Genomic DNA, 26,516 nt, shown 5'->3' with positions numbered 1-26,516 from the left:
GCAAGCGTTTTTTACGTGGAAAACCGGCTTCGGATCAGGTGCCCATATAGGCAACTAAGTGGCTGATCACCGAGTCTATGACCTGTGGGATTGTACTGATCGAATAGGCGTTGGGTTTGGCGCTGATCGCAACCGCAATCAGCCCTCCGCCAATCAGCAACATAAGACCCGGAATGCGCGGTGTCGCCCCGCGTCGTAACGCGCCCAAAATTGCTGGAGTGGCCAGCACCAGAATAAAAAGCCCTACAACAAAAAAGGTATCGTACGTCATACGCGGACCTCCATCGATAATACCACCTCGATGCTCCGTGCACCGAGGATAGCATAAATCGATCAAGTTGCGTAGATCATACTTTCGTCACAGGGGGCGACGCGCAGAATGTTGGTGGTTCCGGGCACGTTGAAGGGCACACCGGCGGTCACAACAATCTGGTCGTTCTCCTCAGCAAATCCGGCACTGCGCGCGGCGCGTGCGGCGGACACAACGGCCGCTTTGAAGCGCTCAACCTCCCCGGCGGTCACGAAACAATTGGTTCCCCAAGACAGGCACAGACGACGGGCTGTGCCACGCAGCGGGGTCAGTGCGATGATCGGCACGCGTGGGCGCTCCCGCGAGGTCAAAAGCGCCGTGGTGCCCGACTGAGTAAAGCAGCAGATCGCCTTGATGTCCGTGGTCTCGGCGATCTCGCGGGCGGCGGCGACGATTGCGTCGTTCACGCCCGAACGGCTGGCCACGCGCGATGCCTCGACCTGTTCCAGATAGGTCTGATCGCTTTCGACCTCGACCGCGACAGCGTTCATGGTGGATACGGCCTCGACCGGGTACTGGCCTGCGGCGCTCTCCGCCGACAACATCACCGCATCCGCACCGTCATAGATCGCGTTTGCGACGTCCGAGACCTCGGCCCGCGTGGGCATCGGGCTTTCGATCATGCTTTCCAGCATCTGGGTGGCGACGATCACCGGCTTACCAGCGCGGCGGCAGTCATGCACCAGACGTTTCTGGATCGGCGGCACAGCATGCACGGGCAGCTCCACCCCAAGGTCGCCACGGGCAACCATGATCCCGTCAGAGGCCTTCAGAATTTCCGCAAAGGCATCCACGGCGGCGGGCTTTTCGATCTTCGACAGCACGGCGGCGCGCCCTTTGGCCAGATCGCGGGCTTCTTCGACGTCTTCGGGACGCTGAACGAAGCTCAGCGCCAACCAGTCCACACCCAGCTGACAGGCGAATTCCAAATCCGCGCGGTCCTTGTCGGACAGCGCCGCCAACGGCAGCACCACATCGGGCACGTTCACGCCCTTGCGATCCGAGATCGTCCCGCCGACCTCGACCTCGCAATCAGCAAAGTCCGGGCCGCAGGTCTTGACCTTCAGGCGCAGCTTGCCGTCATTCACCAGAAGGGTCGATCCGGGCTTCAGCGCTTCGAAAATCTCGGGATGCGGCAGGCAGACGCGATGGCCTTCACCGGGGGTCTCGTCCAGATCGAAACGGAACTCCTGCCCCTCTTCGATATCCGCGGCACCCGCGGCAAACACACCGCAACGCAGCTTCGGCCCCTGAAGGTCGGCCAGAATCGCGATCGGGCGATCCAGATCTTTCTCGACCTGACGCACCAAGGCGTGACGCGCGCGCTGCTCGTCATGGGTTCCGTGGGACATATTCATGCGGAAGACATCGGCCCCGGCCTCGAACAGCGCACGAATTGTATCGTAGTCACTGGAGGACGGACCAAGGGTTGCGACGATCTTGACATTACGATGGCGTCTCACGGCGCACCTCTCTTTCTTTTCTTGCACGGGCATTTCTTACGCGGGGTTAGCCGCTCTATGCCCTATTTTGTTAGCGCTGACAACAAAATGTTAGCGCTCACATGTAGCGCTCGGCTTTGACCTCGCTTAAAGGGGATATGAATCAGAATAACAACACCATCATGACATACCTTCCATTTCACGTTCACGGGCCGGATCGGCCTTCGCGCTGGCTGATCACATGCGATCATGCCGCAAATACCGTGCCCTCTTGCGTTGGCAACGGCGATCTGGGCATCGCGCCCGAAGATATGAACCGTCACATCGCCTATGACGTCGGCGCCGCTGGGGTCAGCATCCATCTGGCCGAGCTTCTGGACGCGCCCGCGATCCTATCCAATTTCTCGCGTCTGGTGATCGACCCCAACCGGGGCGAGGATGATCCGACGCTTTTGATGAAGCTCTACGACGGCACCGTGATTCCCGCGAACCGCCATGCGGATGCGTCTGAGAAGGCCCGCCGTCTGGACGCGTTCCACCGCCCCTATCACAACGCGCTGGCCGATATGGCCGCCCGTCAGGACAACACGGTGATCGTGGCAATGCACTCGTACACGCCGCAGCTGAACGGCCGCGACCCGCGCCCGTGGCATGTTGCGGTCCTGCATGAGAAAGACAGCCGCCTTGCGACACCTCTGATCGCGAAGCTCGCGGAAGATCCCGATCTGTGTGTGGGCGAAAACGAGCCTTATGGCGGCCATCTGGACGGCGACAGCATCGACCGCCACGCGGTGCTGCAAAAGCGCCCCAACGTGCTGATCGAGATCCGCAACGACCTGATCGAGACGGAAGAGCAGCAACGCGCATGGGCCGAACGTCTGGCACCGATCTTGATGGAAACGCTGGCCGAAACGGGGCTCTGACATGCCACATATCCGCATTGAATACACCGGCGAGGCCGAACCGGGCATGCAACCCCTGTGCGAGGCGCTGCTTGACGCGCTGTCCGCCCATGACGCGATCCCCAACCCCGCCTCGATCAAGATCCGGGCGCTGCCGACCGCCTATGCGGTAATGGGAAGCGAGGCGCAAAGCTTTGCGCACGCGCAATTCGCGTTGCTTCCCGGCCGGTCCGAGGCCGTGAAATCCGACCTTTCCGGGCTGATCCTGTCCACAACTCGCGCCCAACTGCCGCAGATCGCCAACCTATCCGTTGACGTCGAAGACCTCAGCCCCTCCTATGCCAAAGACGTTCTCTAAGGAGTGACCCACATGGACGACCAGACCCGTATCGAGATCGAAGCCGCCGCCTTTCGCCGCCTGCAAAAGCACCTGATGGAAGACCGCACCGACGCACAGAACATCGACCTGATGAACCTTGCCGGCTTCTGCCGCAACTGCCTTGCCCGCTGGTATCAAGAAGCCGCCAACGAACGCGGTATCGAGATGTCGAAGGAAGAAGGTCGCGAGGCGTTCTATGGCATGACCATGGCCGAGTGGAAGGCGAACTATCAAACCGACGCCAGCCCCGAAAAGCAGGCGGAATTTGAAGTGGCCTTCCGCGAGAATGTGCTGAACGAAAAAAAGTAGTCCGACTAGAAATCTCGTTTCCTGTACAGCGCCCCGCTTCGGCCGGGGCGCTTTTCATTTCTGCCCATGCGTGTCAGGCTGAGAAGGCCATTCGAGATGAAGAGGTTCCCATGCGCCCAGCCGATCAACTCGCCGAGTTCACCCGCGAAGCTCTTGCCGCCGGAAAATCCCGCGACGACATCCACCGCGCCCTGACCGATGCGGGCTGGGCCCCGAACGAGGTCAAACAGGCGCTCAACGCGTGGGCCGAGATCGACTTCTCTCCACCCGTCCCACGCCCCCGACCCTATGTCTCGGCACGCGAGGCGTTTTTCTACGGCATCTTGTTCGTGTCACTCGCAATGACCGCGTGGCACCTGACGTCGCTCTCATTCAACCTGATCGACCGGTGGCTTCCGGAACCCGGTGATTCCCCTTACGCGGGCTACAAGCTTTCGATGATGCGCTGGTCAATCGCCTCGCTGATCGTCTTCGCGCCGCTGTTTCTTCTGCTGAACGCCCGGACCGTCCGCGCCACCCGTGCGGATCCTGGAAAACAGCGTTCCGGCGTGCGCAAATGGTTCGGGTATGTGACCCTGTTCTTGGCGGTCATTTCCCTGCTAGGCGACCTGATGGCGGTGATCTACACCTTCCTTGAAGGGGATCTCACCCTCCGGTTCATCCTGAAGGCACTGGTGGTCGCGATCGTGGCGGGGGCGGTCTTGATGTATTTCCGCAACGAAACCGGGGAAGACAGCGATGCGTCGTGAAACCGGAGCGCAGATCGTGATCGGCACCCTTGTGGCAGGGGCAGTCATCCTTGGGCTTTTGGCGACCGGCGGCCCCCAAGCCGGGCAGAGCGAAAAGCGCGACAGGGGCCGCATCGACGACTTGCGTGCCCTGTCGGATTTCGTGCGCTGCGTAGCCCACGCCAACAATCGGCAGCTTCCCGAAAGCCTGACCCCAGACCCAGCCTGCTCGACCGACGTTCGGTTCGACGACCCGCACACCGGATCTCCGTATCGCTACGAGAAGACCTCGGCGAACACCTATCGAATCTGTGTCGAGCTAGAAAAGCCTGACGCCCTGCGTTCGACACATGTCGTCAATGGACGGCTGGAAGCTTCCACCGGCTGCGCAACCATCACCTATCGCTGATCCCTGTGCCCTCGCGAAAAGTCGTGCGTCACGCAGACCGGCGCGGCCCGCTACTCTAATCTAAATTGTGCAAATGCGCACCAAGCCTGTTCGCGCGCGCCGGTTCCGTGCGCCGCGCGCGGGTCTTATCTAAGCTCCAACGAAAGGACCTGATATGACTCGCATGCCCACATTCTTCATTTCGCATGGCGGCGGCCCGTGGCCGTGGCTGCCCGAGATGCGCCGTGGTTTCGCCGAACTGGAACGCTCGCTTGCCGCGATGCCGTCGGAACTTCCCGAAAAGCCTAAAGCGGTCTTGATGATCTCGGGCCACTGGGAAACGACTGACTTCGCCGTAATGTCCTCGGACGCGCCGCCGATGGTCTATGACTATACCGGCTTTCCGGCCCATACATATGAGATCACCTATCCCGCCCCCGGTGCACCCGCGCTGGCCCAGCGCACGGCGGATCTGATCGCGGCGGCGGGCTTGCCCACGCATCTGGACGATCAGCAGGGCTTCGACCACGGGGTCTTTGCGCCGATGGCCGTGATCTATCCCGAGGCAGATGTGCCGACCTATCAAGTGTCGCTTCAGCACGGATATGACCCAGCCGCCCACTTCGCACTTGGACGCGCCCTTGCGCCCCTGCGGGACGAAGGTGTGCTGATCGTGGGGTCGGGTCTGAGCTATCACAACCTGCGCAATTTCGGCCCCGGCGCGCGGGTGCCATCGACCGAGTTTGATACGTGGTTGAATGACGTGATGCTGCGCGACCCCAAAGAGCGTACGCAAGCGCTTCTGGATTGGGAAACCGCACCCTCGGCCCGGATCGCCCACAAAGAAGAAGACCACCTTGCCCCGATCTTCGTGGCTTTGGGGGCGGCAGAAGAGGACCCCTCGACCGTGAGCTATCACGAGGAAGGCATCTTTGGCGGCGTCACTGCGACAAGTTTCCGCTTGGGATAGCGAAAAACGCCACGCAATAGTCCTATCGCTCCCCCCTCCAAAGTGGTATGCTGCAGCGCAGAAACGACATTTGGAGGCTTGACCAATGAGCAGTCGGATCATCTGCGTGGCGCAGCAGAAAGGTGGCGCGGGCAAAACAACGCTCGTCTCGAACCTGGCAATCGCGTTCCTGTCGCAGGGCAAAAGCGTGGCCCTGCTGGACACTGACCCCCAAGGTAGTCTTGGTAAGTGGTTGGATATCCGCGAAGAAACGCTGGGCGAGGATGACAACCTTCAGTTCGCGACCGCCACCGCCTATGGCATCTCGCGCGCCGTTCGTGGGGTCAAAGAACAGGCCGACATCATCCTGATCGACACGCCCCCCAAAGCCGATAGCGACGTGCGCTGGGTGCTAAGCGAGTCGGATTTGGTGTTGATCCCCGTCTCGGCCAGTCAGGCCGATGTCTGGGCCACCAACGACGTACTGGACTTGGCGGACCGCGCCGGCAAGCCCACCCAGGTCGTCATGAACCGCACCCGCAACGGCACGCGCGTTGGCGAACAAGTCGCCGCCGCCGTGGCCGAACTTGGGGCAACATCGCTGCAATCCACGCTCACCCACCGCGTGATCTATGCCGAGGCACTGGGCCGCGGCCTAGGTGTGATTGAGGCCAAAAGGACGGGTCCCGCAGCGGACGAGGTACGAGCGCTCGCTGACGAAGTGGCCGCTATCCTAAACCTCGAACCCGCCGCCGAGCGCCAACTGGCTTAGAACCGAGCCAACTCGCAACGAAAAAGGGGCCGCAAACGCAGCCCCTTCGGATTTCATTTGCCTGTGGCTTACACAGCCTTCTTCAGGCTCTCATCCAGATAAATCTCGCGCAGGCGCAGGGCCACGTTGCCCGGCGCGCCATCGCCCAGCGCTTGGCCGTCGATTTCCACAACCGGCATCACGAAAGCCGAGGCCGAGGTAAAGAAAGCTTCATCGGCGTTCTGTGCTTCTTCGATGGTGAAGTTACGCTCTTCAATCTCCATCTGGGCTTCTTCAGCGAAGCGCAGAACGGCGGCTCGGGTGATGCCGTGCAGGATGTCGTTGGACAGACCGCGCGTAATGATCTTGCCGTCTTTCACGATATAGACGTTGTTCGACGTGCCCTCGGTCACATAACCATCTTCGATCAGCCATGCGTCGTCTGCACCAGCCGCCTTGGCCATCATCTTGCCCATCGACGGGTACAGCAGCTGTACGGTCTTGATGTCGCGACGGCCCCAGCGGATATCCTCGATCGAGATCACCTTCATCGGCTTCACGGTCTCGGCCAGACCCGGCTTGTTCTGGGTGAACAGGACCACAGTCGGCTTTACCTTTTCTGGATCCGGGAAGACGAAATCACGGTCGCTGTCGGCGCCACGCGAAATTTGCAGATAGACCAAACCCTCGTCGATCTCGTTCACGCGCACCAGTTCGCGGTGAACCTCCAATAGATCCTCTTTCGAGATCGGGTTCTCCATCCCCAGCTCGTTCAGTGAACGTGCCAGGCGCACGGCGTGACCTTCGAAATCGATCAGCTTGCCATTCAGCACGCTGGTCACCTCGTACACCGCGTCCGCAAACAGGAAGCCACGGTCAAAGATCGAGACGCTGGCTTCGGTCTCGGGCAGGTACTCTCCGTTTACGTAAACGGTGCGGGTCATGTCAGGTCTCCTTCATGTGACGCTGCGGGCCATTTGACCCGTGCGGCATTTCCTGTTTGGGGTGTTGATACAAATACCGACGCCAGAGTCAAAGGAAACCCCATGCCCAGCGCCACGCAATCCGCCGCCATCATGTTGACCGCCGGGATTGGCATTCCGGTTTTGGCTGCCCTGAACGCAGCCTTGGGGCAGCGGATGGGATCGCCGATTGCGGCGGGACTGATCCTGTTCGTGGTGGCATTTCTGACTACCGGCGTCGTGTTCCTGATGTCCGGCGCGTCGCTGAAAGGCGCGGTGGGGTCTCCGCCACACCTGTTCTTCGCGGGCTGCCTTGTGGCGTTTTACGTGCTGACGATCACATGGGTTGCGCCCAGTTTTGGCGTCGGAAATGCCGTGTTCTATGTGCTGATCGGACAGTTGATCGCCGCGGCCGCCATCGACCATTTCGGCCTGTTTGGCGCGAATGTCACGCCCCTGACCTTCTGGCGCATTGCCGGGATTGCGGTCATGGGCGTGGGCGTCTTTCTGACCCAGATTGCAGGACGTGGCTGACATCAGCCCCAAAGCGCGGCGCTGGGCGGGTGTACGCCCGCATCGTCAAACAAAAGCGGCGTCTCGCGGTCCTCGGCCAACAGTAGCGGGCCGTCCAGATCGGTGACCATCGCGCCCTGAGCAACCAGCGTGGCGGGTGCCATCGCCAGCGACGAGCCGACCATGCAACCGACCATCACCTTATAGCCCTCGGCCAATGCAGCTTCACGCAGGGCCAACGCCTCGGTCAAGCCACCGGTCTTATCCAGCTTGATGTTCACCACATCATACTTGCCGGTCAGTTTGGGCAGGCTTGTGCGGTCATGGCAACTTTCATCGGCACAGACGGGCACAGGGCGGTCCATCCCGATCAGCGCATCGTCTTCGCCCGCAGGCAACGGCTGCTCGACCAGATCGACGCCCAAACGCACCAAATGCGGGGCCAGATCGGCATAGACCTCGGCCGACCAGCCTTCGTTGGCGTCGACGATGATACGCGAGGCGGGCGCCCCGGCGCGCACAGCTTCCAGACGCGGCATGTCGTCAGGCGTACCCAGCTTGATCTTCAACAGCGGACGATGCGCATTCTTCGCGGCCTGCGCCTGCATCTCGGCAGGTTCGGCCAGCGACAGCGTATAGGCGGTGATTTCCGGCCTCGGCGCGGTCAACCCGGCCAACTCCCACGCGCGTTTGCCCGCGCGCTTGGCTTCCAGATCCCACAACGCGCAATCGACGGCATTGCGCGCCGCACCGGCAGGCAACAGATCATACAGCGCCGCACGGGTGATGTCGCCGGGCAGGCCCATGATCTCGTCCGTCACGCTCTCGAGCGTTTCGTCATAGCGCGCATAGGGCACGCATTCGCCCCAGCCCACATGATCGCCATCCTGAACCCGAACGGTCAGAACCTTCGCTTCGGTCCGCGACCCGCGCGAGATGGTGAACACCTGCGCCAGTTTGAACACATCAGGGGTAACGGAAATCTTCACGCGCCTGCCCTCTTTTTCTTGTCATAAATATCCCGGGGATCTGGGGGCAGCGCCCCCAGCCACCAGAGCCGCTAACGACCTATCAGATCGCTTCCAGCGCATCCACCAGCTTGCCCGCGCCATAGCGGAACGGGTCGGTCGCTGGCAGGCCCATGTCAGCTTCGACCTTCGCCAGATAGGCCTTGGCGTCGTCATCCGACATGTGCTGCGTGTTGACCGAGATGCCGATCACCTGACAGTCCGGGTTTGCCACCTTCGCCAAGTTCAGCGCAGTGTCGCGCAGCGCTTCCAGCGACGGCTGGGTGTACTCGGGCAGACCACGCATATGTTCGCGGGTCGGTTCGTGCGCCAGAACCAGAGCATCCGGCTGACCGCCGTGGATCAGCGCCATGGTCACGCCCGAATAGGACACGTGGAACAGGCTGCCCTGACCTTCGATGTGATCCCAGTGATCTTCGTCATTGTCCGGGGTCAGCCATTCGACCGAACCGGCCATGAAATCGGCGATCACGGCGTCCAGCGGCACACCGTCACCCGTAATCAGAATACCAGTCTGACCGGTGGCGCGGAATGTCGACTTCAGGCCACGCTTGCGCATTTCAGCGTCCATGCACAGGGCGGTGTACATCTTGCCGACCGAGCAGTCGGTGCCCACAGCCAGACAACGCTTACCGGTGCGTTTCTTGCCGTTTGCGATCGGGTACTCGACCTCGGGGATGCGCACGTCGTGCAGCTCTTGGCCGGTGGCTTCGGCCACGGCAACCAGATCGGGTTCGTCGCGCAGCAGGTTGTGCAGGCCCGAGGCCAGGTCGAAGCCTTCTTCCAGCGCCGTCACCAGCACCTTTTTCCACTCTTTGGAAATCACGCCGCCACGGTTGGCCACACCCACAACCAGCGTCTTGGCACCAGCGGCCTTGGCCTCGGCCAGCGTCATGTCGGTCAGACCCAGATCCGCACCGCAGCCTTCCATGCGGAACTGACCCACGGCGTTTTCAGGGCGCCAGTCACGGATGCCGATGGCCACTTTGGCCGCCAGTTGGTCGGGCGCGTCGCCCAGGAACAGAAGATACGGTGTCTTGATCATGGCCGCGGCCCTTTCGATGAGTGGTGGATTATCCGTCGCGTCATTTTGACGATTATTCAGCGGATTTTCTTGCGAACTCACTTCGAAACGAGGCCTTTTCGCAAATTCCTCCGTCATTTTGCCACATTCAAGCAATTTTCTTCGACACAAAGTCGGTTTGCCTAAGAATCCGCCCAATATGCTGCGGGCGCAAAATAACCTTGCGGGCAGCGCAGCAATTTAATAACGATTGCACCCAAGAAATCGCAACATCATTACCGAGAGGCCCGTCATGTCCTTCCGACTGCAACCCGCCGCCCCGTCCCGCCCGAACCGCTGCCAACTGTTTGGCCCGGGCTCGAACACAAAGCTGTTCCCGAAAATGGCCGCCTCGGCCGCTGACGTAATCAACCTCGACCTCGAGGATTCGGTGGCGCCGTCGGACAAGGATGTGGCCCGCGCCAACATCATCGAAGCGATGAATACCATTGATTGGGGCAACAAATACATGTCGGTGCGCATCAACAGCCTCGACACGCCCTATTGGTACCGCGACGTAGTCGACCTGCTGGAGCAAGCTGGCGACCGCATCGACCAGATCATGATCCCGAAAGTGGGCTGCGCCGAAGACGTCTATGCCGTGGACGCGCTGGTCACCGCGATCGAACGTGCCAAAGGCCGCACCAAGCCGGTCAGCTTCGAAGTGATCATCGAATCGGCAGCGGGCATCGCGCATGTCGAAGCCATCGCCGCCTCGTCGCCCCGCCTGCAGGCCATGTCGCTTGGTGCGGCTGACTTTGCCGCCTCGATGGGCATGCAGACCACCGGCATCGGTGGGACGCAGGAAAACTATTACATGCTGCGCGAAGGCGTGAAGCACTGGTCGGATCCGTGGCACTGGGCACAAGCCGCCATCGTCGCCGCCTGCCGCACCCACGGCATCCTGCCGGTCGACGGCCCGTTCGGCGACTTCTCGGATGACGAAGGGTATATCGCGCAGGCCAAACGCTCGGCCACGCTGGGTATGGTTGGCAAATGGGCCATCCACCCCAAGCAGATCGCACTGGCAAACGAAGTCTTCACCCCGTCGGAAGAAGCCGTCGCAGAAGCCCGCGAGATCCTAGCCGCCATGGAACAGGCGAAAGCCAATGGCGAAGGCGCAACGGTCTACAAAGGCCGTCTGGTCGACATCGCGTCGATCAAACAGGCCGAGGTGATCGTGGCACAGGCCGAACTGATCGCCGGCAGCTAATTAGAAGATTATTCCCCGACTGGCCCCGCGTTTACGCGGGGCTTTTTTTGTGCCGGGTCAACTGGTCGCATGGGCGGCAGCGCCGTCAGGGTTAATTTAGGCGCGGGTCATGACGAGGCCCGTTTGGGGACGCATCCCAAACTGAAAGACACACTGATGAAACCGCTTCTTATCGCCACCGCACTCACCCTTGGCCTGTCCGGGGCTGCTTTGGCACAAATGCAACCCTCCAACCCTGCAAAAACTGGGCTGTCGCGTCCGGTGATCCAACTGACCGGCATTCTGGCCAAAAACATGGATGTGCTTGAGCTGAACGACGAACAGCGCGCGGACGTGAAGAACTGGGTCGCCACCATGCCTGCGAACCGCAAGGCGCTCGAGGCCGAGACGGTCGAGCTGCGCGCAGCCCTGCGCCAAGCCATCGTGGACGGCAAACCCACCGCCGAGCGTCAGGCCATCGCCGACAAGATCGGCGCGAACGAGGTTAAGCTGGTGATGATGCGGTCAAACTGCGCCGATCACTGGCGCATGGTTCTGACCGAAGAGCAATTCGCCAAACTGCTGGAAATCGCAGGCGTGTCCTGATCTTGCAGGGCGGCGGCACGGCGTGTTGCCGCCCTCACTGTTCCTACAGCCCGACCAGCACCTCGGACGTCGCAACTGCGGCGAAGCTTAGGGTCATTAGCAAGACCAAATAGCTGGCCGTGAAGGCCCGGAAAGCGCTGCGTTTCGTGAATATGGTCCGTGTCATGCGTCTGCTCCCTTTGCGTGTTCTGCGTGGTGTGAACCAAACGGCCCAAGCGGCCATCTAATTAGCAAACGCGCGAGCAACGGATTCCCGTCGCAAGAATCGACATTTCCGCCGGGCCGGATTTTCGCCCCCCCGTTGCAAAGCCGCTTCCCAAGCGTCATATAGTCATGAACATTGTGTAATCAGGCAGGCCCATGACCAACTATCTCGAGTTCGAAAAACCGCTGGCTGAAATCGAAGGCAAGGCAGAAGAGCTGCGCGCACTTGCCCGCAACAACGAAGAGATGGATGTCGAAGGCGAAGCGCAAGCGCTGGACGCCAAGGCCGAGAAGCTTCTGAAAGAACTCTATGAAGGCCTGACCCCGTGGCGCAAATGCCAGGTGGCCCGTCACCCGGATCGCCCGCATTGCCGCGATTACATCAACGCGCTGTTCACCGAATACACGCCGCTGGCAGGCGACCGGAACTTTGCCGATGACCACGCGGTCATGGGGGGTCTGGGCCGCATCGGCGACATCCCGGTGGTCGTTATGGGTCAGGAAAAAGGCCACGACACCAAAACCCGCATCGAACGCAACTTCGGCATGGCCCGCCCCGAGGGCTATCGCAAAGCCATCCGCTTGATGGATCTGGCCGACCGCTTTGGCCTGCCCATCGTGGCGCTGGTCGACACCCCCGGCGCCTATCCCGGCAAAGGCGCGGAAGAGCGCGGCCAATCCGAAGCCATCGCGCGTTCGACCGAACGCTGCCTGAACGTGAAATCGCCCGTGATCTCAGTGATCATCGGCGAGGGCGGCTCGGGCGGTGCGGTTGCACTGGCGACCGCGAACTCGGTCATGATGCTGGAACACTCGGTCTATTCGGTGATCTCGCCGGAAGGCTGCGCATCGATCCTGTGGAAAGACGCCGAGAAGATGCGCGAAGCTGCCGAAGCACTGCGCCTGACCGCGCAAGACCTGAAGCAGTTGGGCGTGATCGACAACATCATCCCCGAACCGATGGGCGGCGCCCAGCGCGGTCGGGATGAGACCATCGCAGCCGTCGGCAAGGCCATCGAAGCCGAGCTGAAAGCGCTGATGAAGCGCCAGAAGGGCGACGCGCTGTTGAAAGAACGCCGCGAGAAGTTCCTGAAAATGGGCTCGAAAGGTCTGGCGGCGTAACGCCGACACACGCAGCAATCACGCTTTCGTGGGGCGGGTTGGAAGCCCGGCCCGCATCCACAATATTCACGGGACCACAAATCAGGAGGGTTCCCCGTGGATTGGAAAGCATTTCTAGCTGAAACCGAAGGTAATATTGGACATCTGGCCAAGGACGTTCCGGCCACGATGAAAGGGTTCGGCCAGATGGGCACCGCGGCGAAAACCGACGGTGCGCTCAGCGAAAAGACCAAAGAGCTTATCGCCCTTGGCATCGCCATCTCGACCCGCTGCGACAGCTGCATTGGCTTTCATGTGCGGTCGCTGGTCCGTCTGGGAACCACGCTGGATGAGTTGAACGAGGCGTTGGCCATGGCGACCTATATGGGCGGCGGCCCGTCGCTGGCTTACAGCGCCAAGGCGCGGGAGGCGTATGAGCAGTTCAGCGCCTGACGCCTACCACAACGTCCGTTCTGCACGCTCTGGCCAGGCGCGGTCATATTCCGCGCCGCCAAACTCGCCCGAGCTCATTTCCTTTAGAATGTCCCCGATGGTGGGCAGCGCGCCGCTCTGATCCCCGGCGCTCCACAACTTGGAGCGCATCAGGGCCTTCGCGCATTGCACATAGATCTCGTGAATGCGGAAGATCAGCACGGTGCGGGGGCGTTTTCCGGATTTCTCGAACCGGGCGCAAAAGGCGTCGTCTGCAGTGATCCGCGCCTCTCCGTTCACGCGGACCACGTTGTCGGATCCGGGCACCATGAACATCAACGACGCACGCGGGTCTTGGACAATATTGCGCAGGCTGTCGATGCGATTGTTACCGCTCCAATCCGGCATCGCCAGCGTGCGGGCGTCCAGTTCGGTCACCACCGGGCCATCATCACCGCGCGGGGTGCCATCGGTGCCGTCAGGACCAACCGTGGACAGAATGCAAAACTTCGAGGCCATGATCCATTGGCGATAGGTCGGCGTCAGTTCCTGTGCGACTTTGACCTGCGAGCCTTTGCTGGGCGTGCCGTACAGCGCCTCGAGCGCCTCTGTCGTCTCGATGAAGTCCATTATCTCTCCAGCTTAAATCCGGCCTCTTCCATCAACGCGTCCGAGCCGCTTTCCACCACGTCTTCGATCCGTTCCATGAATTCGTTCAGCTCAAGGCCCGGTTCAATCGGGTCGTGAAACTCCAACACCGCAAGCCCCGGATGGCGCATGATCCCATGGCGTTTCCAAAACACGCCCACATTGGTCGAGGCTGGAATGACGGTCTGCCCAGTTTCCCGATACAGCACGCCCGTGCCAACCTTATAGGGCTTCTTCGCCCCCGCCGCGACGCGCGTCCCTTGCGAGAAGATCACCAGCTGCCCCGGCTTCGATTGCCCGTCCTTCACGGCGGCCACCATCTGCTTGATCGCCGCGCCCTTCTTGCCGCGGTTCACCGGGACCGAATTGGTATAGACCGCGTAGATGTTGATGATCGGCGCCCATTTCAGCTGACTTTTATAGATGAACTTTAAGCGCGGCAGGACCGAGGCCAGCAGCAAGATGTCAAAGAACGACTGGTGCTTCGCCGCGATCAGAACCTCGCCTGTCGGCACCTCGCCCCGGATTTCGCTTTTCAGACCGATCATCCAAGACGCGGTCCAACGGACCCAGTTGCAATAGAAATGGATCACCTTGAACGCGTTGTCGCGCTTGATCCAGACTAGTGGGACACCGATAAAGCCGACGATGGGCAGCATGATGTACATCTGGGTGATGAACAGAAGCGAGCGCAGCCATTGAATTGCGTGACGCATCAGCGTTTCTCCTGCAGGGTTGTCAGGGCGGCTTGGCGGGTGGCGAGAAACGCCACCAGTGCCGCGAATGGGGGGATCACAAGGGGCCAGAGCCACTGCCAGCCCTGAAGGCCAAGCCCAGTCAGGAAGCCACCTTCGGCCCCGGCCGAGGGGAGCAGAAACAGCGCCAGCGCGCCCAGCACGGTGCCAACAGCGGACCCGCCCAGCGCGCGCAGCGTGTAGCGGCGCACAAAGGCATGGGCGATATAGCTGTCCCGCGCGCCGATCAGACGCAGCACGCGGATCACCTGTTCATTGGCGGACAAAGCTGCCGAAGCCGCCAGCGTGATCACCACGCCCGCCAGCGCCGTGATCAACACAATCGCAACCAGTCCCAGCGACCGCAGGCGCGTGGCGGCTTTCACCAAAGGCTCGCGCCAGCGGGCGTGGTCATCCAGAATGGCGCCGGGGGCTTCGCCCGCCAGACGGGCACGCAGCCCGGCGGCGTCAAAGCCCTCGTCATCTTCAATCACTTCGACCAAACGCGGGATCGGCAGGCGATCCAGCGGCAGATCCGGGCCGAACCACGGCTCTAGCAATGCGCGCTGTTCGTCCTCGCCCAAGGGCCGCGCCTCTTTCACGCCGGGGGTGGTTGCCAAGATCTCGGTCACGGCCAGCAGCTGGGCATCCATCTGGTCCGCCGGGGCCGAAATACGGATCGTCGCGCTTTTCGCCAAGGCATCGCCCCAGCGGTCGGCCAGACGCCCCGTCGCCAGCGAAAAGGCCAAGGCAAACACCGCCAGAAACGCCATCGCGGCCGAGGCAAAGACCGTCAGTCGCGCGGTAAACCCGGTGGGCGGCACCACGCGGTCGGCTTGCGCGTCGCCAGACAGAAATCGAAGGATGTTGGACAAAAGGGTCATCACAGATTTGCCCCCGCTGCCGTCACCTGATGGTTCGAAATCCGCAGCACTCGTGCCTGCACCTGCGATTTAGCCGAGCGGATCAGGTTCATGTCGTGGGTCGCTATCACCACGGTCTTACCCATGCGGTTAAGCTCGACCAACAACTGAAGCAGACGCACGGACATATCCCAATCTACGTTACCCGTCGGCTCGTCCGCCAGAATGACATCCGGGGACATGATCACAGCCCGCGCCAGTGCGGCCCGCTGACGTTCCCCGCCGGACAGCTCGGGTGGCTTGGCGTTGGCCTGTTGCTGCAGCCCGACCCAGGCCAGAAGCTCTTGCAGTTCGGACGGGTCGTGCAACGCGCGACCAGACACGGTCAGCGGCAGCATGATGTTTTCCGCAAGGCTCAGGTGATCCAGAAACTGGCAATCTTGGTGCACGACACCGATGCGGCGACGGATTTCGGCCACATCATCCCGCTGCATATCGCGCACGTTTTGGCCAAACAGCGCAACGCTGCCCTGCTCGGCCACCAGCTCTCCATAACACAGCTTCATCAGCGTGGTTTTACCTGCGCCCGACGGCCCCGTCAGAAAATGAAACGACCCCTGCGCCAAGGACATGGTCACATCGGACAACAACGTCCCGGTGCCATAGCCATAAGCGACCTGTTCCAGCTCGATCAATGTGATGCCCTCGTGCTTGCTTGGCGCCAGTTGTGCCTCAGCTAGCGGATTGTTTCAATGAGCGACACAGGAGTGTTTGATTTCCACAAGCTTTTTGCTCATATTACTCTTGATTGAGGCGGAAAATTTCCAGCCAGTCTGAGGGGAATAGGTATAAAAATGCGTTTGGTTTGCCCCAATTGCGGTGCTCAGTACGAAGTTGATGATCGCGTGATGCCTGAAGAAGGCCGCGATGTTCAGTGTTCGAATTGTGGTCACGCGTGGTTTTTCACCCCGCCCAAGCCTGCCACCACCCAAGCCGAGGCAGTGCAAGAGCCGAAAATCGAGATCCCGGCACCGCACGCGCCAGACGTAGACGAAGCGCCGGAACCCGCGCCCACACCTGATCCCGAACCAACACCGGACGAAGCCCCCAGCGCCGATCCAGAGGTCAGCGAAGATGTCGCCGAGGTTGAAAAGGCCGAAGCAGACAGCGCGGACGCGCCCGAAGAACCCGAAGTCGAGGAGGCAGAAGCCAAAGGCCAGCCGGAAGACGCGGAGACCGAGCCTGAAGTCGAAGCTGACCAACCGGATGACAGCGACGACAAAGACGACGCGGACACTTCCACGCCCGCCGCCGCCGCTGCCCCCCGCACCGAGGTCCGTGAAGAAGTCAAACAGATCCTTCAGGAAGAGGCCGAACAAGAACTGCGCGCCCGCGAGGCCGAGAGCCAAGGGATCGAAACCCAGCCGGATCTTGGGCTGGACGCAGCACCGCGCGACAATGACGCCGAGCTTGCGGCCCGTCTGAAGCAAATGGAAGACGAGGCAAACGCCGCGCAGGAAGAGGTCGACGAAACAGATCTGCGCAGCCGCGACATGCTGCCGGATATTGAAGAGATCAACTCGACCCTCGACACCCCGGATAGCGCGGGTGATACGCGCATCGATCTTGGCCCGAGGGGCGATGATGCGGCATCCAGCGGCAGCGGGTTCCGCCGCGGTTTCAGCCTGACCATTCTGCTGGCCGTGCTTCTGGTCAGCCTCTACGTGCTGGCCCCGCAAATCAGCGAACGCTTCCCGCAGGCGCAAGGTGCGTTGGACCAGTACACAACGATGGGCGACGGCGTCCGGCTTTGGCTGGAAGGCGCCATGCAATCCGCGATCGAAAAAATGCGTGCCCTGATGGACACCTCGTCCGAAGGCTAACCCAAGGCGGTATTAACCGCCCTGGGAAAGCCCCTCGTGCCAAATACCTCTATTCTGGCCTTATGAAATCTGGCTGTCGCGGCCGGGCCACATACTTTGCTGGGCTCAAAAACCAACTTCTGCATCCATATCTGGCTGCGGAGATTGTTGCTCTTTATCAAGCTGAGTGCGTCCACGGTGCTTTCAGAAGCATTCAGGCAAAAAAGCCCGCCCGAAGGTGACCTTTAAGTATCTAGCTACTATTTTATTGGCTTCTGGAGCCCGCAAGCGCCGCTTCAAAATGGAGCTGCCTCGCCGAGGTTGAGTGTAGCTTTTAGCCCATTGAAGCCACTCCGGATTGCACCCGGACTGAGCCAACTTTACCGAGCGAGCAGTCGCAGCATTTCGCAGTCGCCGCGAAGTCGTGCGATAAAGACCGGCCGGTAGCGGACGTTAAACGCGTTTCCAAGTAAAGTCCGCTTTTCTGCTAAATTCTTTCTTTTGTAGGGGTTATGCCCCTCAGGTTTAACCTACTAATTCAATCAGGTACTTTACCTGACAAAAATACTATGGCAATGACCACTCAACGATTCACGCACGAACAAAAAGGTTCTTCGATGCAACTTTGCAAAACTCTCACCGCTTCAACTTTACTGATTGCCTCGGCAGGAATGACGCAAGCCGCTGATCGTGCGGCCATTTTGGACAACTATGCGAACATCGCGCTCGCGGGTTACGAGGACAGCTTGATCTTGGCCAAAGAGCTGAAACTGGCCGTTGGCGCGCTGGTCGCGACACCTTCGGACGCGACCCTGCAAGCCGCCAAGGACGCATGGCTAGCCTCTCGTGTGCCTTATCAACAGACCGAGGCGTTTCGCTTTGGCAATCCGACCGTGGATGATTGGGAAGGCAAAGTGAATGCATGGCCGCTGGATGAAGGTCTGATCGACTATATCGCAGGCGAAGCCGGTGCAAATGACGAGAACCCATTCTCGACCGCCAATATCATTGCCAATGCTAGCCTTGAAGTGGCTGGCCAGACCATTGATGCGGCCACAATCACGCCTGAGCTGATTGAAAGCCTGCATGAAATTGATGGGATCGAAGCCAATGTGGCCACCGGTTACCACGCCATCGAGTTCCTGCTTTGGGGACAGGATCTGAACGGCACGGAACACGGAGCCGGTAACCGCCCGGCCACCGACTTTGACACCGCCAACTGCACGGGCGGCAATTGCGATCGTCGTGCTGATTACCTTGTGGCTGCGTCCGATCTGTTGATCACCGACCTTGAAGATGCCGTCGCCAACTGGTCCGAAGGTGGCCAAGGCCGCGCAGATGTGACTGCCGACGAAAACAAGGGTCTCATCATGGCCTTCACAGGTCTGGGATCGCTGTCCTATGGCGAGCAAGCAGGTGAACGCATGAAGCTGGGCCTGATGCTGCATGATCCGGAAGAAGAGCACGATTGCTTCTCGGACAACACCCATAACTCGCACTATTACGATGGTCTGGGCGTGCGCAACGTCTACTCCGGCTCCTATGTACGCGTGGATGGTTCGGTTGTTTCGGGCCCGTCACTGCACGATCTGGTCACCGAACTGGATGCTTCGGTTGGGGTGGCTTTGATGAATGACTTGAACAACTCGGTTCTGGCTTTGGGTGCCATCCGCGATACCGCCATTGCAGGCACCTCTTATGACCAAATGATCGGCGCTGGCAACGAAGCTGGTAACGCTCTGGTACAGACTGCTATTGATGGTCTGATCGCCCAGACCCGTAACATCGAACGTGCCGTTGCTCTGGTTGGCCTTGAAGGTGTGAGCGTTGAGGGTTCTGATAGCCTCGACAATCCTTCGACAGTCTTCGAATAAGGTCCCATGACCACCAAGAGCATATCGAGGGCGTCCTGCGCCCTCCTTTCCACAGCGCTGGCGATCTTCGCCAGCGCTTCTTTTTCCGAGCCGCTCGGTGAGCCGCATCTGGAGATTGCGCCGCGCAGCAAAGCCGAGGCTGACCGGATCGCAATTGTGACCGCGCCCACCGAGGATTTCAATGCACCCGAACCCTTTGAACTGCGCCCAGCTGGGGCGGCGACCTTTCTTGCGCCCGCGTCGGACAAGTCATTTTACGCGGCCTCGGGCAATATGCCGAAAGACCGCGAGCTGGACTTTTGGGTCGGGTCGTCCCTGTTCGAAAAGCTGTGGGTTGCGCCGCCGTCCGCGACGGTGTCCAGCGATGGGCTGGGGCCGCTTTACAATGCGCGGGCTTGTTCCGCATGTCACCCGAACAATGGCCGCGGCCGCCCCCCCGAAGGTGACGGTGACCGGCTGGGGTCGCTGTTCCTGCGGGTGTCGATCCCCGATGTGGCCTCGGGGCTTTCAGCCGACGCGCTGGCTCTGTTGCCCAACGCACCCGAGCCGCACTACGGGCTTCAGCTACAAGACAAATCCGTGCTCGGTGTGCCCGCCGAGGGTCGGGTGAAGGTCAGCTATGAAACCGTTCCTGTTACACTGGGGGACGGAGAGGTGGTCGAATTGCGCAAGCCGACCTACACGGTCGAGGCGCTCGGCTATGGTTCGTTGCACCCGGACACGCAGCTTAGCCCCCGCGTCGCGCCGCCGATGATTGGCCTAGGGCTTCTCGAAGCAATTCCTGAAGCCGATCTTCTTGCCCATGCTGACCCAGACGATGCCGATGGCGATGGCATTTCAGGGCGGGCCAACCGGGTGTGGTCGGAACCTTACGGCCAGTGGATGACAGGCCGTTTCGGGCTCAAGGCCGGGGCGCCGACCGTGCAGGCGCAATCAATGGACGCGCTGAACGGTGATATCGGACTATCCAATCCCTACCGCCCTGCGGCGACCGGCGATTGCACCGAGCTGCAAACCGAATGCATGGCCGCGCCCGATGGCAACACGCCCGAACAGGACAACCTTGAGGTCGGTGAAGTGGTCATGGATCTTATCACCTTCTTTGCTCGCAATGTGGCCCCTCCGCAGCGGCGAAATATCGATATGCCCGAGGTTCTGGCTGGCAAAGAGGCGTTCTATACGGCGGGCTGCACATCCTGCCATGTGCCGAAATTCGTGACCCATCGCCTGGATGACCGGCCTGAACAGAGCTTCCAATTGATCTGGCCGTACAGCGACCTTTTGTTGCATGACATGGGGGAAGGGCTGGCCGACAACCGGCCCGAATGGCAAGCTACCGGGCGGGAATGGCGCACGCCACCACTATGGGGAATTGGCTTGACGAGCACGGTCAGCGGGCAAACAAACTTCTTGCATGACGGACGGGCGCGCACTTTGCTCGAAGCCATCCTCTGGCACGGGGGAGAGGCAGAAGCCGCGCGTGAGGCCGTTCGCATGATGGACAAAAACGGGCGCGATGCGCTCATCGCTTTTCTGGAGTCGCTCTGAAATGTACCACCTTGCCCCAGCAGCGCTGATCGGGTTTGCGTGTTTTGCTGCACCTGCTCAAGCAGCTGATATCGACCACGAGGCCTTGCGAGACCGCGCGCTGACCGTAATCGAGATGCAGTTCGGAGCATTTCGAGACGCGGCCGAGACATTGGCTGAAATGTCCGTATCCTATTGTGCTGCTGAGATCGGACAGGACGCACATACTGACGCGTTCAAACAAACTTGGCTGGCATGGGCGCCGCTGGATGCCTATCAATTCGGTCCCATCGTGCAGAACGGCGCCGTGCTGTCAGTGGGATTCTGGCCTGACAAAAAGGATTATGTCGGGCGTGGGCTAAAAGCGCTTTTGACCGAAAGCCCCGAAGCGCTGCAAGACCCGGCAACAATAGCTCAACATTCCGCAGCGGTCCAAGGATTGCCCGCGATCGAACGGTTGCTGTTTGACGACTTGCCGGCTTGTCCAGCTGTCATTGGCATCTCAGCCCATCTGCACGGCATGGCCAACCAGCTTTATGCCGACTGGTTCAACAAGGGTGGATGGGCCGATTTGGCGCGTGCTCCTAGCCCCGAAAACCCGGTCTATCAATCGGCAGACGAGTTCACCAAGGTTCTGTTCACCGCCGCAGATTTCGAACTGACCCGGATCGGCGACGCTCGATTGGGACGGCCTTTGGGCACGTTCAATGCGCCGCGGCCGACCCGGGCCGAAGCTTGGCGGGCGGGGCTTAGTTTTGAACTCATTGATGCTCAGCTTCTTGGGATTGGCACCCTATTGGAACAGGGATTCGCAGGAGACAACAATCTTGCCGAGATTGATGAGTTGCTGGATAGGATCAACGAAACACGCATGCGGATCGCAGCCGTCGGCACGCCTCTTGACCTCGCCGTTACCGACCCTGTAACGCGTTTTCGCGTCGAGGCGCTGCAAACCCGTATTGGGTCCCTTCAGCGGCAGGTCAACGAAAGTGTTGGTCCTGCTATTGGCGTAGAGACCGGGTTCTCTGCTGCTGATGGGGACTAAGACTATGCGCCGCCGCCATTTCCTGATGGGTGCGGGGGCCGGGCTTGCGGCCGGCACTTCGCCGCTCTGGGCCGACTTCAGTGAACCGCTCTACCTGACGGCGGGCAATCGCTCGGATAACTCGACCTGGCTGGTCGGGCTGACGCTTTCTGGCGCTGTGCGTTTTGCCCTGCCGATCCCGGGCCGCGGTCACGCCGCCGCAGCGCATCCCCATCTTGCACAGGCGGTCGCCTTCGCGCGCAGGCCAGGCACGTTTGCGTTGGTCCTTGATTGCGTCACCGGACAGGAGGTCGCGCGCCTGACCACACCCGAGGGCAGGCATTTCTATGGCCACGGCGCCTTTTCCGCCGACGGGCGCCACCTGTTCACCACCGAAAACGCCTATGACATCCCGGACGGGCGCATCGGCGTGTGGGACGTCGAAAACGGCTATGCGCGGGTCGGGGAATTTCCCAGTGGTGGCATCGGGCCGCACGAGATCATCCGCTTGGCCAGCGGTGACTTCGCGGTGGCCAACGGTGGCATCCAGACCCATCCCGACTTCGTCCGTGCCAAGCTCAATATCCCGACCATGCAGACGAACCTTGCCTTCGTGTCTGCAGACGGATCGCTGCTGGAAACCCAGCCGTTGCAGGGCGAGATGCAGAAGAACTCGGTGCGCCATATCGATGTGGATGCAGCAGGTCGGGTGGTGGCCGCCTTGCAATGGCAGGGGGCGCCCACGCAGGTTGTGCCTCTTGTGGCGCGGTTTAGCCGTGGCGGCACACCAGAGCTACTGACACACCCATCCGAAACCCGCCTCAAGCACTACGCTGGCTCTATCGCCGTAGCCCCGGATGGCGCGGAAATTGCCGTGACCGGACCCAAGGGTGGTCACGTGATCTTTCTGGACAGGCAGGGCCAGCCGCTGGGTGATGCAGATATCCCGGTGGCCAGCGGCGTTGCCCAAAGCGCACAGGGGCTGGTCATCAGCTGCAAGGGTGGACTTGTGCTGCGGAACAATGGCGTGATCGAAACCGTGCCTGTCGCAGGAGACTGGTCCTGGGACAATCATCTGGTGCGGGTGGGCTGAGCCTACTCCTCCAGCAGGTATTCATACCGCACGTCGGCGAGAGTCTTCATGAACGCCACCAGCGCGTCGATACGTCGGTCATCCAGCGCCGGACCGTGCGTCAGCTCCTTAACCGCCAGCGCCCAGGGCACCGCAGGAAGGGCAAAAGGCGTACCGGGTTCGGGATTAATCCGCCGCGGCTCCAACGTGGTATTGTGATGGCTGTAGAACACTACTGTTGTGGTAACTGTAGTCGGAAAAGGCCTCACACTGGTCCATCAGGCTTTCGCCGATCTGGTGACAGAGGTTGCAGTTGGTGAACTGCTCGGAAAAGAACAAGACACATCCCAATTCTTTTTTAGGCGGAAATGGCCTCGATCATAGCAATATCGGCCGCTGATCAGCGCCACCTAAGTGGTCCAGTTTGAATGTTAGTGCATTATTGGTGTGGGCTCCATCGGCCCGATGGTTTCCGTGGCGGGTGGGCGGTAGCCCAAGGCACTACGTGGTCGTTTCGTGTTGTAGTGCTTCCCGCTGACCGGCAGGTGAATGCCAGCATTCACCGAGAGGTTCCATTCTTCGATCAGGATTTGCGCCTCCCTTAAGCTGTAGAAGACTTCGCTATTTAACAGTTCATCGCGGAGCCGGGCATTGAAGCTTTCACAATATCCATTCTCCCAAGGAGATCCCGGCTCGATGTAAGCGGTCTTGGCGCCAACAGCTGCGATCCAGCCACGAACGGCCTGAGCAATGAATTCCGGGCCATTGTCTGAACGGATGTATGTCGGGACGCCACGCAGGATGAACAGGTCCGTCTGTGCGCCTATAACATCGGTCGAGTTCAGCTTTCGCTTCACTCGGATCGCCAGGCATTCCCGGCTGTGCTCATTCTGGATGCTCAGAGTCCAGAATGCCTTCCCGTCATCAGTTCGGTGATGCACGAAGTCGTATGACCAAACGTGATCGCGATACTCCGGCCGCAAACGAATGCAGGAGCCATCGTTGAGCCAGATCATCCGTTTCTGCGGCTGTTTCATTGGCACTTTGCGCCCTTCACGCCGCCACAGACGTTCGACACGCTTGTCGTTCACAAGCCATCCGGCGTCTTTGAGCAAAGCTGCGATCCGGCGGTAGCCACTCTTGGGACATTTCCTGCGGAAATACCCTGCCGTGCAGCGCATACCGACCATACTGGCGGGTCAGGTCGATTTTATCAGGCACTAGACGCTCCTCGTCAGAAGGGCCAACCGGCAAACGACGTTGTGTGGACCGGTGCGGTCCCAGAACACGACAGGCTCGCCGCTCCGATGCCCACACAGCACCTCAACCTGCCGTAACTTCGTGACAATCTCTTCTGGTTTATGTCGCTTAATTCCCATGTTTGATCCTCCGTTTCCTAACTATAGCGGCGGACCATTTCAGTAGGGGAGGATAAGGCGACGGAATTCATCCGCTCTCTTCTTTCAGAGGTCAGACTAGTTCCCAACGGTGACAAACCAGATATTGATCTTGTGGGAGAATTGGCCGGGCCCTTGGCTTTGGGGAAAGAAGTAACGGCCACGAAAGCAATGCTTCCACAAGGCATCAAGCAAACAAAAAGGCCGCCCTGAGGCGACCTTTAAGTGTCTGATCACTAATCAGCTTTTGGTTGCGGGAGCAGGATTTGAACCTGCGACCTTCAGGTTATGAGCCTGACGAGCTACCGGGCTGCTCCATCCCGCGCCAGTAGTGTGGTGTATATAGTCCCGGGTTTCGGGAAGCTCAAGCGCAATCGGCAAAAAATCTGTTACAAAATGCATTCGCCCGTCTGGATGGATGACTTCACCATAGATATCGGCTAAGTCTCTGGGAACAAATGAGGGTTTCATGGACGGCACATTGGCCATTTTGTTTCTGCTGACCGGGCTGATTGATATGTGGGTCAATCACTGCGACCGCGGCTGTGTGAAACCTGCCCTCGAGGTCGCACGCTACACGGTGTCAGCGGGCAGCTTGATTTTCGAAGCAGATTCGGTCGGGGGCGAACTGTATTATCGCCACGATCTGCCCGTCAGCTTCGGCCCTTTCCGCCCCGTCGTTGGCGTCTCCGTTGACAGCCTTGGAGATGTCTGGATCGGCGCAGGAGCCGTGAACGAGTTCCGCATGCCAAGTGGTCCAGGTTTTGCCGAGCTTAGCTTCATGCCAGGCTGGTGGATGCGATCAGAGGGCGGTCCTGTCTTGGGGTATCCGCTGGAGTTTCGGTCGGGCATCGAGGCGGGCTTCTATCGTGAGACCGGCGAACGGGTTGGAGTGTCTCTGGATCATCGGTCAAACGGAGAGCTCAGCTATCCCATTCCGAATCCGGGTCTGGAAACAGTCCTTCTGCGCTACGCTCAGTAAAGTCACATGGCGACTTCCTGACTGTCTCCGCTCGCCTCTTTCGGCGCCCCGGCCTGCGCCACCTTGCGCGCTAAATCCAGGGAAATCATCGCATCCAACGCCAACCGGAACCTCACATCCCGTTCAGCCCGTGCGCGCAATTGGGTCACATCCCAGCACAACAACTCCCCCTCTTCAGCCATCACAACCGACGCTGATGCCTCGTTGTTTGTCAGGAACGCCACCTCGCCCACGAAGTTCCCGCTGTGCATCGTGAAGTTGCCATCCTGTTTTTGCACGTCCACAGCGCCGGATATGACGTAGTACAGATCCGGCACAGCAGTCCCGATGGTGGTTAAAACCCTGTCTTTATTGTATTTATCCCGCCGCGCCAGTAGCATGAGTTTCCGGAAATCGCCCGGAGGGAGCGCGCTGAAAGCCGGATAGATGTCAACATCCCGTTTAGGAAGGATCCATTTGGATCGTCGGACAAATAGATTGGTCAACCCAATCAGATTTGCCAATCCGGTCGCCCCGCTGGCCCAGATCGCAGGCCAAAGCGGCGTATCGTTCACGACCGCATAGTACCAAATATACAGCCCAGTCCCGATCAACAGCATGATACGCAGAGCCACCTGATTGATGATCAAGTAGCCCAAAACAAATGTGGTCGCAGCAGCGAATACAAGAATGTCTGACGACATGGGCGGGCGCTCCTCTTCACTGGGAACGACGCACTGTTTTTTGTTTTACGATCATTCCAGGGATAACCAGTCCCCGCATGTTAACCTTTAGTGCGGTTTATCGCTAGAAAACTGTCCAAATGTGCGGTGAGACTGCAACCAGCTTCACTTTTTGTCCCGCTTGGCTTTGCAATCGGAAGCGTGACGCCGTGCGGACCATATCAGAACCGGCCCAACTATCGGGGCTAAGACCCGCAGAGTTTTCAGGGTGTACTCATATCGGGCCCCTTCTATTCCCTCAGGTCGAAAGTACACATCAGCAGCCAAGATAACCCAGCAAATGGCATACCCAATCAAGTGTCTTAGTACTTCCTTTTTGGTGTATTGGACTCCCACCATGGTAAAGCTCTGACTTATTGTTAAACCAATATGGGATATCTAACGTGATCGTTCAAAAGACACTAAGTGCTTTCGGGCTGAAGAGCGTTCTACGCGTGGCGTTCTAGGTCTTTGAGAAGGGTGCGCACACAAGCTTCCCCCGAACGCAAGACGCCGGCAGCTTTTGGCTACCGGCGTTTTGTTTTGTTTCATCGTCTGAGAGAATATTTTATT

30 protein-coding genes, 1 tRNA gene and 1 pseudogene are annotated in these 26,516 nt (G+C 59.9%); 18 read left to right on the top strand and 14 right to left on the bottom strand.

The window, feature by feature from the left end; genetic code table 11:
• Positions 1-34: 34 nt before the first annotated feature.
• Both Q0677_RS10015 and pyk read right to left on the bottom strand, forming a co-directional pair.
• Positions 35-271 (bottom strand): hypothetical protein, encoded by a 237-nt coding sequence (locus Q0677_RS10015; RefSeq protein ID WP_298909217.1) that lies wholly within the window; start codon positions 269-271, stop codon positions 35-37.
• 62 nt (positions 272-333) lie between these two features.
• Positions 334-1,773 (bottom strand): pyruvate kinase, encoded by a 1,440-nt coding sequence (gene pyk / locus Q0677_RS10010; protein WP_298909214.1) that lies wholly within the window; start codon positions 1,771-1,773, stop codon positions 334-336.
• Between the two features lie 161 nt (positions 1,774-1,934).
• Here pyk and Q0677_RS10005 point away from each other — a divergent pair, with 161 nt between their 5' ends.
• The 7 genes from Q0677_RS10005 to parA all read left to right on the top strand — a co-directional run bounded on the left by Q0677_RS10005 (position 1,935) and on the right by parA (position 6,179).
• Entirely contained in the window at positions 1,935-2,675 is a 741-nt protein-coding gene (locus Q0677_RS10005; protein ID WP_298910447.1) for an N-formylglutamate amidohydrolase, read from the top strand.
• Position 2,676: 1 nt separating this feature from the next.
• Positions 2,677-3,012: a 5-carboxymethyl-2-hydroxymuconate isomerase gene (locus Q0677_RS10000; protein ID WP_298909211.1), complete on the top strand. Its 336-nt coding sequence runs from the start codon at positions 2,677-2,679 to the stop codon at positions 3,010-3,012.
• 12 nt (positions 3,013-3,024) lie between these two features.
• A complete protein-coding gene (locus Q0677_RS09995) occupies positions 3,025-3,342 on the top strand; it encodes a DUF1244 domain-containing protein (protein WP_298909208.1) in 318 nt (105 codons plus the stop codon).
• 110 nt (positions 3,343-3,452) lie between these two features.
• Positions 3,453-4,091, top strand: a complete 639-nt coding sequence (locus Q0677_RS09990) for a DUF5671 domain-containing protein (protein WP_298909206.1) — start codon at positions 3,453-3,455, stop codon at positions 4,089-4,091.
• Positions 4,081-4,479: a hypothetical protein gene (locus Q0677_RS09985; protein ID WP_298909203.1), complete on the top strand. Its 399-nt coding sequence runs from the start codon at positions 4,081-4,083 to the stop codon at positions 4,477-4,479. Before Q0677_RS09990 ends, Q0677_RS09985 begins: the two co-directional genes overlap by 11 nt.
• Before the next feature lie 154 nt (positions 4,480-4,633).
• Complete coding sequence (locus Q0677_RS09980) at positions 4,634-5,428, top strand: class III extradiol ring-cleavage dioxygenase (RefSeq protein ID WP_298909200.1); 795 nt, start codon at positions 4,634-4,636, stop codon at positions 5,426-5,428.
• Between the two features lie 85 nt (positions 5,429-5,513).
• Positions 5,514-6,179: a ParA family partition ATPase gene (parA, locus tag Q0677_RS09975; RefSeq protein WP_298909197.1), complete on the top strand. Its 666-nt coding sequence runs from the start codon at positions 5,514-5,516 to the stop codon at positions 6,177-6,179.
• Between the two features lie 68 nt (positions 6,180-6,247).
• Here parA and Q0677_RS09970 read toward each other — a convergent pair whose 3' ends face one another.
• Positions 6,248-7,102 carry a D-amino-acid transaminase gene (locus Q0677_RS09970; RefSeq protein WP_298909194.1) on the bottom strand — a complete coding sequence of 285 codons (855 nt, stop codon included), beginning with the start codon at positions 7,100-7,102 and terminating at the stop codon, positions 6,248-6,250.
• Positions 7,103-7,204: 102 nt separating this feature from the next.
• On the opposite strand from Q0677_RS09970, the gene Q0677_RS09965 reads away from it, so the two are divergent.
• A complete protein-coding gene (locus tag Q0677_RS09965; RefSeq protein WP_298909191.1) occupies positions 7,205-7,654 on the top strand; it encodes a DMT family transporter in 450 nt (149 codons plus the stop codon).
• Between the two features lie 2 nt (positions 7,655-7,656).
• On the opposite strand, the gene dgcA is transcribed toward Q0677_RS09965, so the two are convergent.
• Positions 7,657-8,622, bottom strand: a complete 966-nt coding sequence (dgcA, locus tag Q0677_RS09960) for an N-acetyl-D-Glu racemase DgcA (protein ID WP_298909188.1) — start codon at positions 8,620-8,622, stop codon at positions 7,657-7,659.
• An 82-nt stretch (positions 8,623-8,704) separates the two neighbouring features.
• Positions 8,705-9,706 (bottom strand): N-acetyltransferase DgcN, encoded by a 1,002-nt coding sequence (gene dgcN, locus Q0677_RS09955; RefSeq protein WP_298909185.1) that lies wholly within the window; start codon positions 9,704-9,706, stop codon positions 8,705-8,707.
• A 271-nt stretch (positions 9,707-9,977) separates the two neighbouring features.
• Between dgcN and Q0677_RS09950 the strand changes: the two genes are divergently transcribed.
• Together Q0677_RS09950 and Q0677_RS09945 are read left to right on the top strand one after the other, a co-directional pair.
• Positions 9,978-10,937, top strand: coding sequence for an L-malyl-CoA/beta-methylmalyl-CoA lyase (locus Q0677_RS09950; RefSeq protein WP_298909182.1), 960 nt, complete (start codon positions 9,978-9,980; stop codon positions 10,935-10,937).
• Positions 10,938-11,093: 156 nt separating this feature from the next.
• A complete protein-coding gene (locus tag Q0677_RS09945; protein ID WP_298909180.1) occupies positions 11,094-11,522 on the top strand; it encodes a Spy/CpxP family protein refolding chaperone in 429 nt (142 codons plus the stop codon).
• 43 nt (positions 11,523-11,565) lie between these two features.
• Here Q0677_RS09945 and Q0677_RS09940 read toward each other — a convergent pair whose 3' ends face one another.
• A complete protein-coding gene (locus Q0677_RS09940; protein ID WP_298909178.1) occupies positions 11,566-11,688 on the bottom strand; it encodes a hypothetical protein in 123 nt (40 codons plus the stop codon).
• Between the two features lie 194 nt (positions 11,689-11,882).
• Between Q0677_RS09940 and Q0677_RS09935 the strand changes: the two genes are divergently transcribed.
• The gene (locus Q0677_RS09935; RefSeq protein WP_298909175.1) at positions 11,883-12,848 is read left to right on the top strand and encodes an acetyl-CoA carboxylase carboxyltransferase subunit alpha; all 966 of its coding nucleotides are present in this window, start codon (positions 11,883-11,885) and stop codon (positions 12,846-12,848) included.
• A 96-nt stretch (positions 12,849-12,944) separates the two neighbouring features.
• Positions 12,945-13,280: a carboxymuconolactone decarboxylase family protein gene (locus tag Q0677_RS09930; protein WP_282181755.1), complete on the top strand. Its 336-nt coding sequence runs from the start codon at positions 12,945-12,947 to the stop codon at positions 13,278-13,280.
• 3 nt (positions 13,281-13,283) lie between these two features.
• Here Q0677_RS09930 and Q0677_RS09925 read toward each other — a convergent pair whose 3' ends face one another.
• From Q0677_RS09925 to Q0677_RS09910, 4 genes are read right to left on the bottom strand one after another with little or no spacing between them, the layout of a single operon-like run.
• A complete protein-coding gene (locus Q0677_RS09925; RefSeq protein WP_298909173.1) occupies positions 13,284-13,889 on the bottom strand; it encodes a pyridoxamine 5'-phosphate oxidase family protein in 606 nt (201 codons plus the stop codon).
• A complete protein-coding gene (locus Q0677_RS09920) occupies positions 13,889-14,623 on the bottom strand; it encodes a 1-acyl-sn-glycerol-3-phosphate acyltransferase (protein WP_298909170.1) in 735 nt (244 codons plus the stop codon). Before Q0677_RS09920 ends, Q0677_RS09925 begins: the two co-directional genes overlap by 1 nt.
• Positions 14,623-15,525 (bottom strand): FtsX-like permease family protein, encoded by a 903-nt coding sequence (locus Q0677_RS09915; protein ID WP_298909167.1) that lies wholly within the window; start codon positions 15,523-15,525, stop codon positions 14,623-14,625. The genes Q0677_RS09920 and Q0677_RS09915 overlap by 1 nt, the downstream gene beginning before the upstream one ends.
• On the bottom strand, positions 15,525-16,199 hold the full coding sequence (locus Q0677_RS09910) for an ATP-binding cassette domain-containing protein (protein ID WP_298909164.1): 675 nt from the start codon (positions 16,197-16,199) through the stop codon (positions 15,525-15,527). The genes Q0677_RS09915 and Q0677_RS09910 overlap by 1 nt, the downstream gene beginning before the upstream one ends.
• Before the next feature lie 159 nt (positions 16,200-16,358).
• Here Q0677_RS09910 and Q0677_RS09905 point away from each other — a divergent pair, with 159 nt between their 5' ends.
• The 5 genes from Q0677_RS09905 to Q0677_RS09885 all read left to right on the top strand — a co-directional run bounded on the left by Q0677_RS09905 (position 16,359) and on the right by Q0677_RS09885 (position 22,884).
• Positions 16,359-17,387 (top strand): zinc-ribbon domain-containing protein, encoded by a 1,029-nt coding sequence (locus Q0677_RS09905; protein WP_298909161.1) that lies wholly within the window; start codon positions 16,359-16,361, stop codon positions 17,385-17,387.
• A gap of 650 nt (positions 17,388-18,037) precedes the next feature.
• Positions 18,038-19,240 carry an imelysin family protein gene (locus Q0677_RS09900; RefSeq protein WP_298909158.1) on the top strand — a complete coding sequence of 401 codons (1,203 nt, stop codon included), beginning with the start codon at positions 18,038-18,040 and terminating at the stop codon, positions 19,238-19,240.
• 6 nt (positions 19,241-19,246) lie between these two features.
• Positions 19,247-20,788: a di-heme oxidoredictase family protein gene (locus Q0677_RS09895; protein WP_298909153.1), complete on the top strand. Its 1,542-nt coding sequence runs from the start codon at positions 19,247-19,249 to the stop codon at positions 20,786-20,788.
• 1 nt (position 20,789) lies between these two features.
• A complete protein-coding gene (locus tag Q0677_RS09890; protein WP_298909151.1) occupies positions 20,790-21,812 on the top strand; it encodes an imelysin family protein in 1,023 nt (340 codons plus the stop codon).
• On the top strand, positions 21,802-22,884 hold the full coding sequence (locus tag Q0677_RS09885) for a DUF1513 domain-containing protein (RefSeq protein WP_298909148.1): 1,083 nt from the start codon (positions 21,802-21,804) through the stop codon (positions 22,882-22,884). Before Q0677_RS09890 ends, Q0677_RS09885 begins: the two co-directional genes overlap by 11 nt.
• 2 nt (positions 22,885-22,886) lie before the next feature.
• Here Q0677_RS09885 and Q0677_RS09880 read toward each other — a convergent pair whose 3' ends face one another.
• The 3 genes and pseudogenes from Q0677_RS09880 to Q0677_RS09870 form a co-directional block, all read right to left on the bottom strand.
• Positions 22,887-23,096 (bottom strand): hypothetical protein, encoded by a 210-nt coding sequence (locus tag Q0677_RS09880; protein WP_298909145.1) that lies wholly within the window; start codon positions 23,094-23,096, stop codon positions 22,887-22,889.
• 198 nt (positions 23,097-23,294) lie between these two features.
• A pseudogene (locus Q0677_RS09875) lies at positions 23,295-24,171 on the bottom strand (integrase core domain-containing protein); the annotation flags it as partial.
• A 337-nt stretch (positions 24,172-24,508) separates the two neighbouring features.
• Positions 24,509-24,585 (bottom strand) — tRNA-Met (locus Q0677_RS09870).
• A 144-nt stretch (positions 24,586-24,729) separates the two neighbouring features.
• On the opposite strand from Q0677_RS09870, the gene Q0677_RS09865 reads away from it, so the two are divergent.
• A complete protein-coding gene (locus Q0677_RS09865) occupies positions 24,730-25,242 on the top strand; it encodes an acyloxyacyl hydrolase (RefSeq protein WP_298909142.1) in 513 nt (170 codons plus the stop codon).
• A gap of 2 nt (positions 25,243-25,244) precedes the next feature.
• Here the strand turns inward: Q0677_RS09865 and Q0677_RS09860 are convergent, their stop codons facing one another.
• Entirely contained in the window at positions 25,245-25,925 is a 681-nt protein-coding gene (locus tag Q0677_RS09860) for a cyclic nucleotide-binding domain-containing protein (protein ID WP_298909139.1), read from the bottom strand.
• Positions 25,926-26,516 lie beyond the last annotated feature (591 nt).

The sequence above is a fragment of the uncultured Aliiroseovarius sp. genome (assembly GCF_947492455.1).
In the GTDB taxonomy this organism is placed as follows: domain Bacteria; phylum Pseudomonadota; class Alphaproteobacteria; order Rhodobacterales; family Rhodobacteraceae; genus Aliiroseovarius.
The sequence above is the reverse complement of the archived record's forward strand: the minus strand, read 5'-3'. Positions and strand labels throughout refer to the sequence as shown.

What these genes read in the sequence shown, in the direction of transcription:
- Q0677_RS09860 (WP_298909139.1), bottom strand. Translation starts at nt 25,925, where the DNA reads ATGTCGTCAGACATTCTTGTATTCGCTGCTGCGACCACATTTGTTTTG.
- Q0677_RS10005 (WP_298910447.1), top strand. Translation starts at nt 1,935, where the DNA reads ATGACATACCTTCCATTTCACGTTCACGGGCCGGATCGGCCTTCGCGC.
- Q0677_RS09970 (WP_298909194.1), bottom strand. Translation starts at nt 7,102, where the DNA reads ATGACCCGCACCGTTTACGTAAACGGAGAGTACCTGCCCGAGACCGAA.
- Q0677_RS09990 (WP_298909206.1), top strand. Translation starts at nt 3,453, where the DNA reads ATGCGCCCAGCCGATCAACTCGCCGAGTTCACCCGCGAAGCTCTTGCC.
- dgcN (WP_298909185.1), bottom strand. Translation starts at nt 9,706, where the DNA reads ATGATCAAGACACCGTATCTTCTGTTCCTGGGCGACGCGCCCGACCAA.
- Q0677_RS09985 (WP_298909203.1), top strand. Translation starts at nt 4,081, where the DNA reads ATGCGTCGTGAAACCGGAGCGCAGATCGTGATCGGCACCCTTGTGGCA.
- Q0677_RS09950 (WP_298909182.1), top strand. Translation starts at nt 9,978, where the DNA reads ATGTCCTTCCGACTGCAACCCGCCGCCCCGTCCCGCCCGAACCGCTGC.
- Q0677_RS09865 (WP_298909142.1), top strand. Translation starts at nt 24,730, where the DNA reads ATGGACGGCACATTGGCCATTTTGTTTCTGCTGACCGGGCTGATTGAT.
- Q0677_RS09925 (WP_298909173.1), bottom strand. Translation starts at nt 13,889, where the DNA reads ATGGACTTCATCGAGACGACAGAGGCGCTCGAGGCGCTGTACGGCACG.
- Q0677_RS09890 (WP_298909151.1), top strand. Translation starts at nt 20,790, where the DNA reads ATGTACCACCTTGCCCCAGCAGCGCTGATCGGGTTTGCGTGTTTTGCT.
- Q0677_RS09945 (WP_298909180.1), top strand. Translation starts at nt 11,094, where the DNA reads ATGAAACCGCTTCTTATCGCCACCGCACTCACCCTTGGCCTGTCCGGG.
- Q0677_RS09895 (WP_298909153.1), top strand. Translation starts at nt 19,247, where the DNA reads ATGACCACCAAGAGCATATCGAGGGCGTCCTGCGCCCTCCTTTCCACA.
- Q0677_RS09940 (WP_298909178.1), bottom strand. Translation starts at nt 11,688, where the DNA reads ATGACACGGACCATATTCACGAAACGCAGCGCTTTCCGGGCCTTCACG.
- Q0677_RS09980 (WP_298909200.1), top strand. Translation starts at nt 4,634, where the DNA reads ATGACTCGCATGCCCACATTCTTCATTTCGCATGGCGGCGGCCCGTGG.
- Q0677_RS09905 (WP_298909161.1), top strand. Translation starts at nt 16,359, where the DNA reads ATGCGTTTGGTTTGCCCCAATTGCGGTGCTCAGTACGAAGTTGATGAT.
- Q0677_RS09920 (WP_298909170.1), bottom strand. Translation starts at nt 14,623, where the DNA reads ATGCGTCACGCAATTCAATGGCTGCGCTCGCTTCTGTTCATCACCCAG.
- parA (WP_298909197.1), top strand. Translation starts at nt 5,514, where the DNA reads ATGAGCAGTCGGATCATCTGCGTGGCGCAGCAGAAAGGTGGCGCGGGC.
- Q0677_RS09915 (WP_298909167.1), bottom strand. Translation starts at nt 15,525, where the DNA reads ATGACCCTTTTGTCCAACATCCTTCGATTTCTGTCTGGCGACGCGCAA.
- Q0677_RS09885 (WP_298909148.1), top strand. Translation starts at nt 21,802, where the DNA reads ATGGGGACTAAGACTATGCGCCGCCGCCATTTCCTGATGGGTGCGGGG.
- Q0677_RS10000 (WP_298909211.1), top strand. Translation starts at nt 2,677, where the DNA reads ATGCCACATATCCGCATTGAATACACCGGCGAGGCCGAACCGGGCATG.
- Q0677_RS09995 (WP_298909208.1), top strand. Translation starts at nt 3,025, where the DNA reads ATGGACGACCAGACCCGTATCGAGATCGAAGCCGCCGCCTTTCGCCGC.
- Q0677_RS09965 (WP_298909191.1), top strand. Translation starts at nt 7,205, where the DNA reads ATGCCCAGCGCCACGCAATCCGCCGCCATCATGTTGACCGCCGGGATT.
- Q0677_RS09900 (WP_298909158.1), top strand. Translation starts at nt 18,038, where the DNA reads ATGACGCAAGCCGCTGATCGTGCGGCCATTTTGGACAACTATGCGAAC.
- Q0677_RS10015 (WP_298909217.1), bottom strand. Translation starts at nt 271, where the DNA reads ATGACGTACGATACCTTTTTTGTTGTAGGGCTTTTTATTCTGGTGCTG.
- Q0677_RS09935 (WP_298909175.1), top strand. Translation starts at nt 11,883, where the DNA reads ATGACCAACTATCTCGAGTTCGAAAAACCGCTGGCTGAAATCGAAGGC.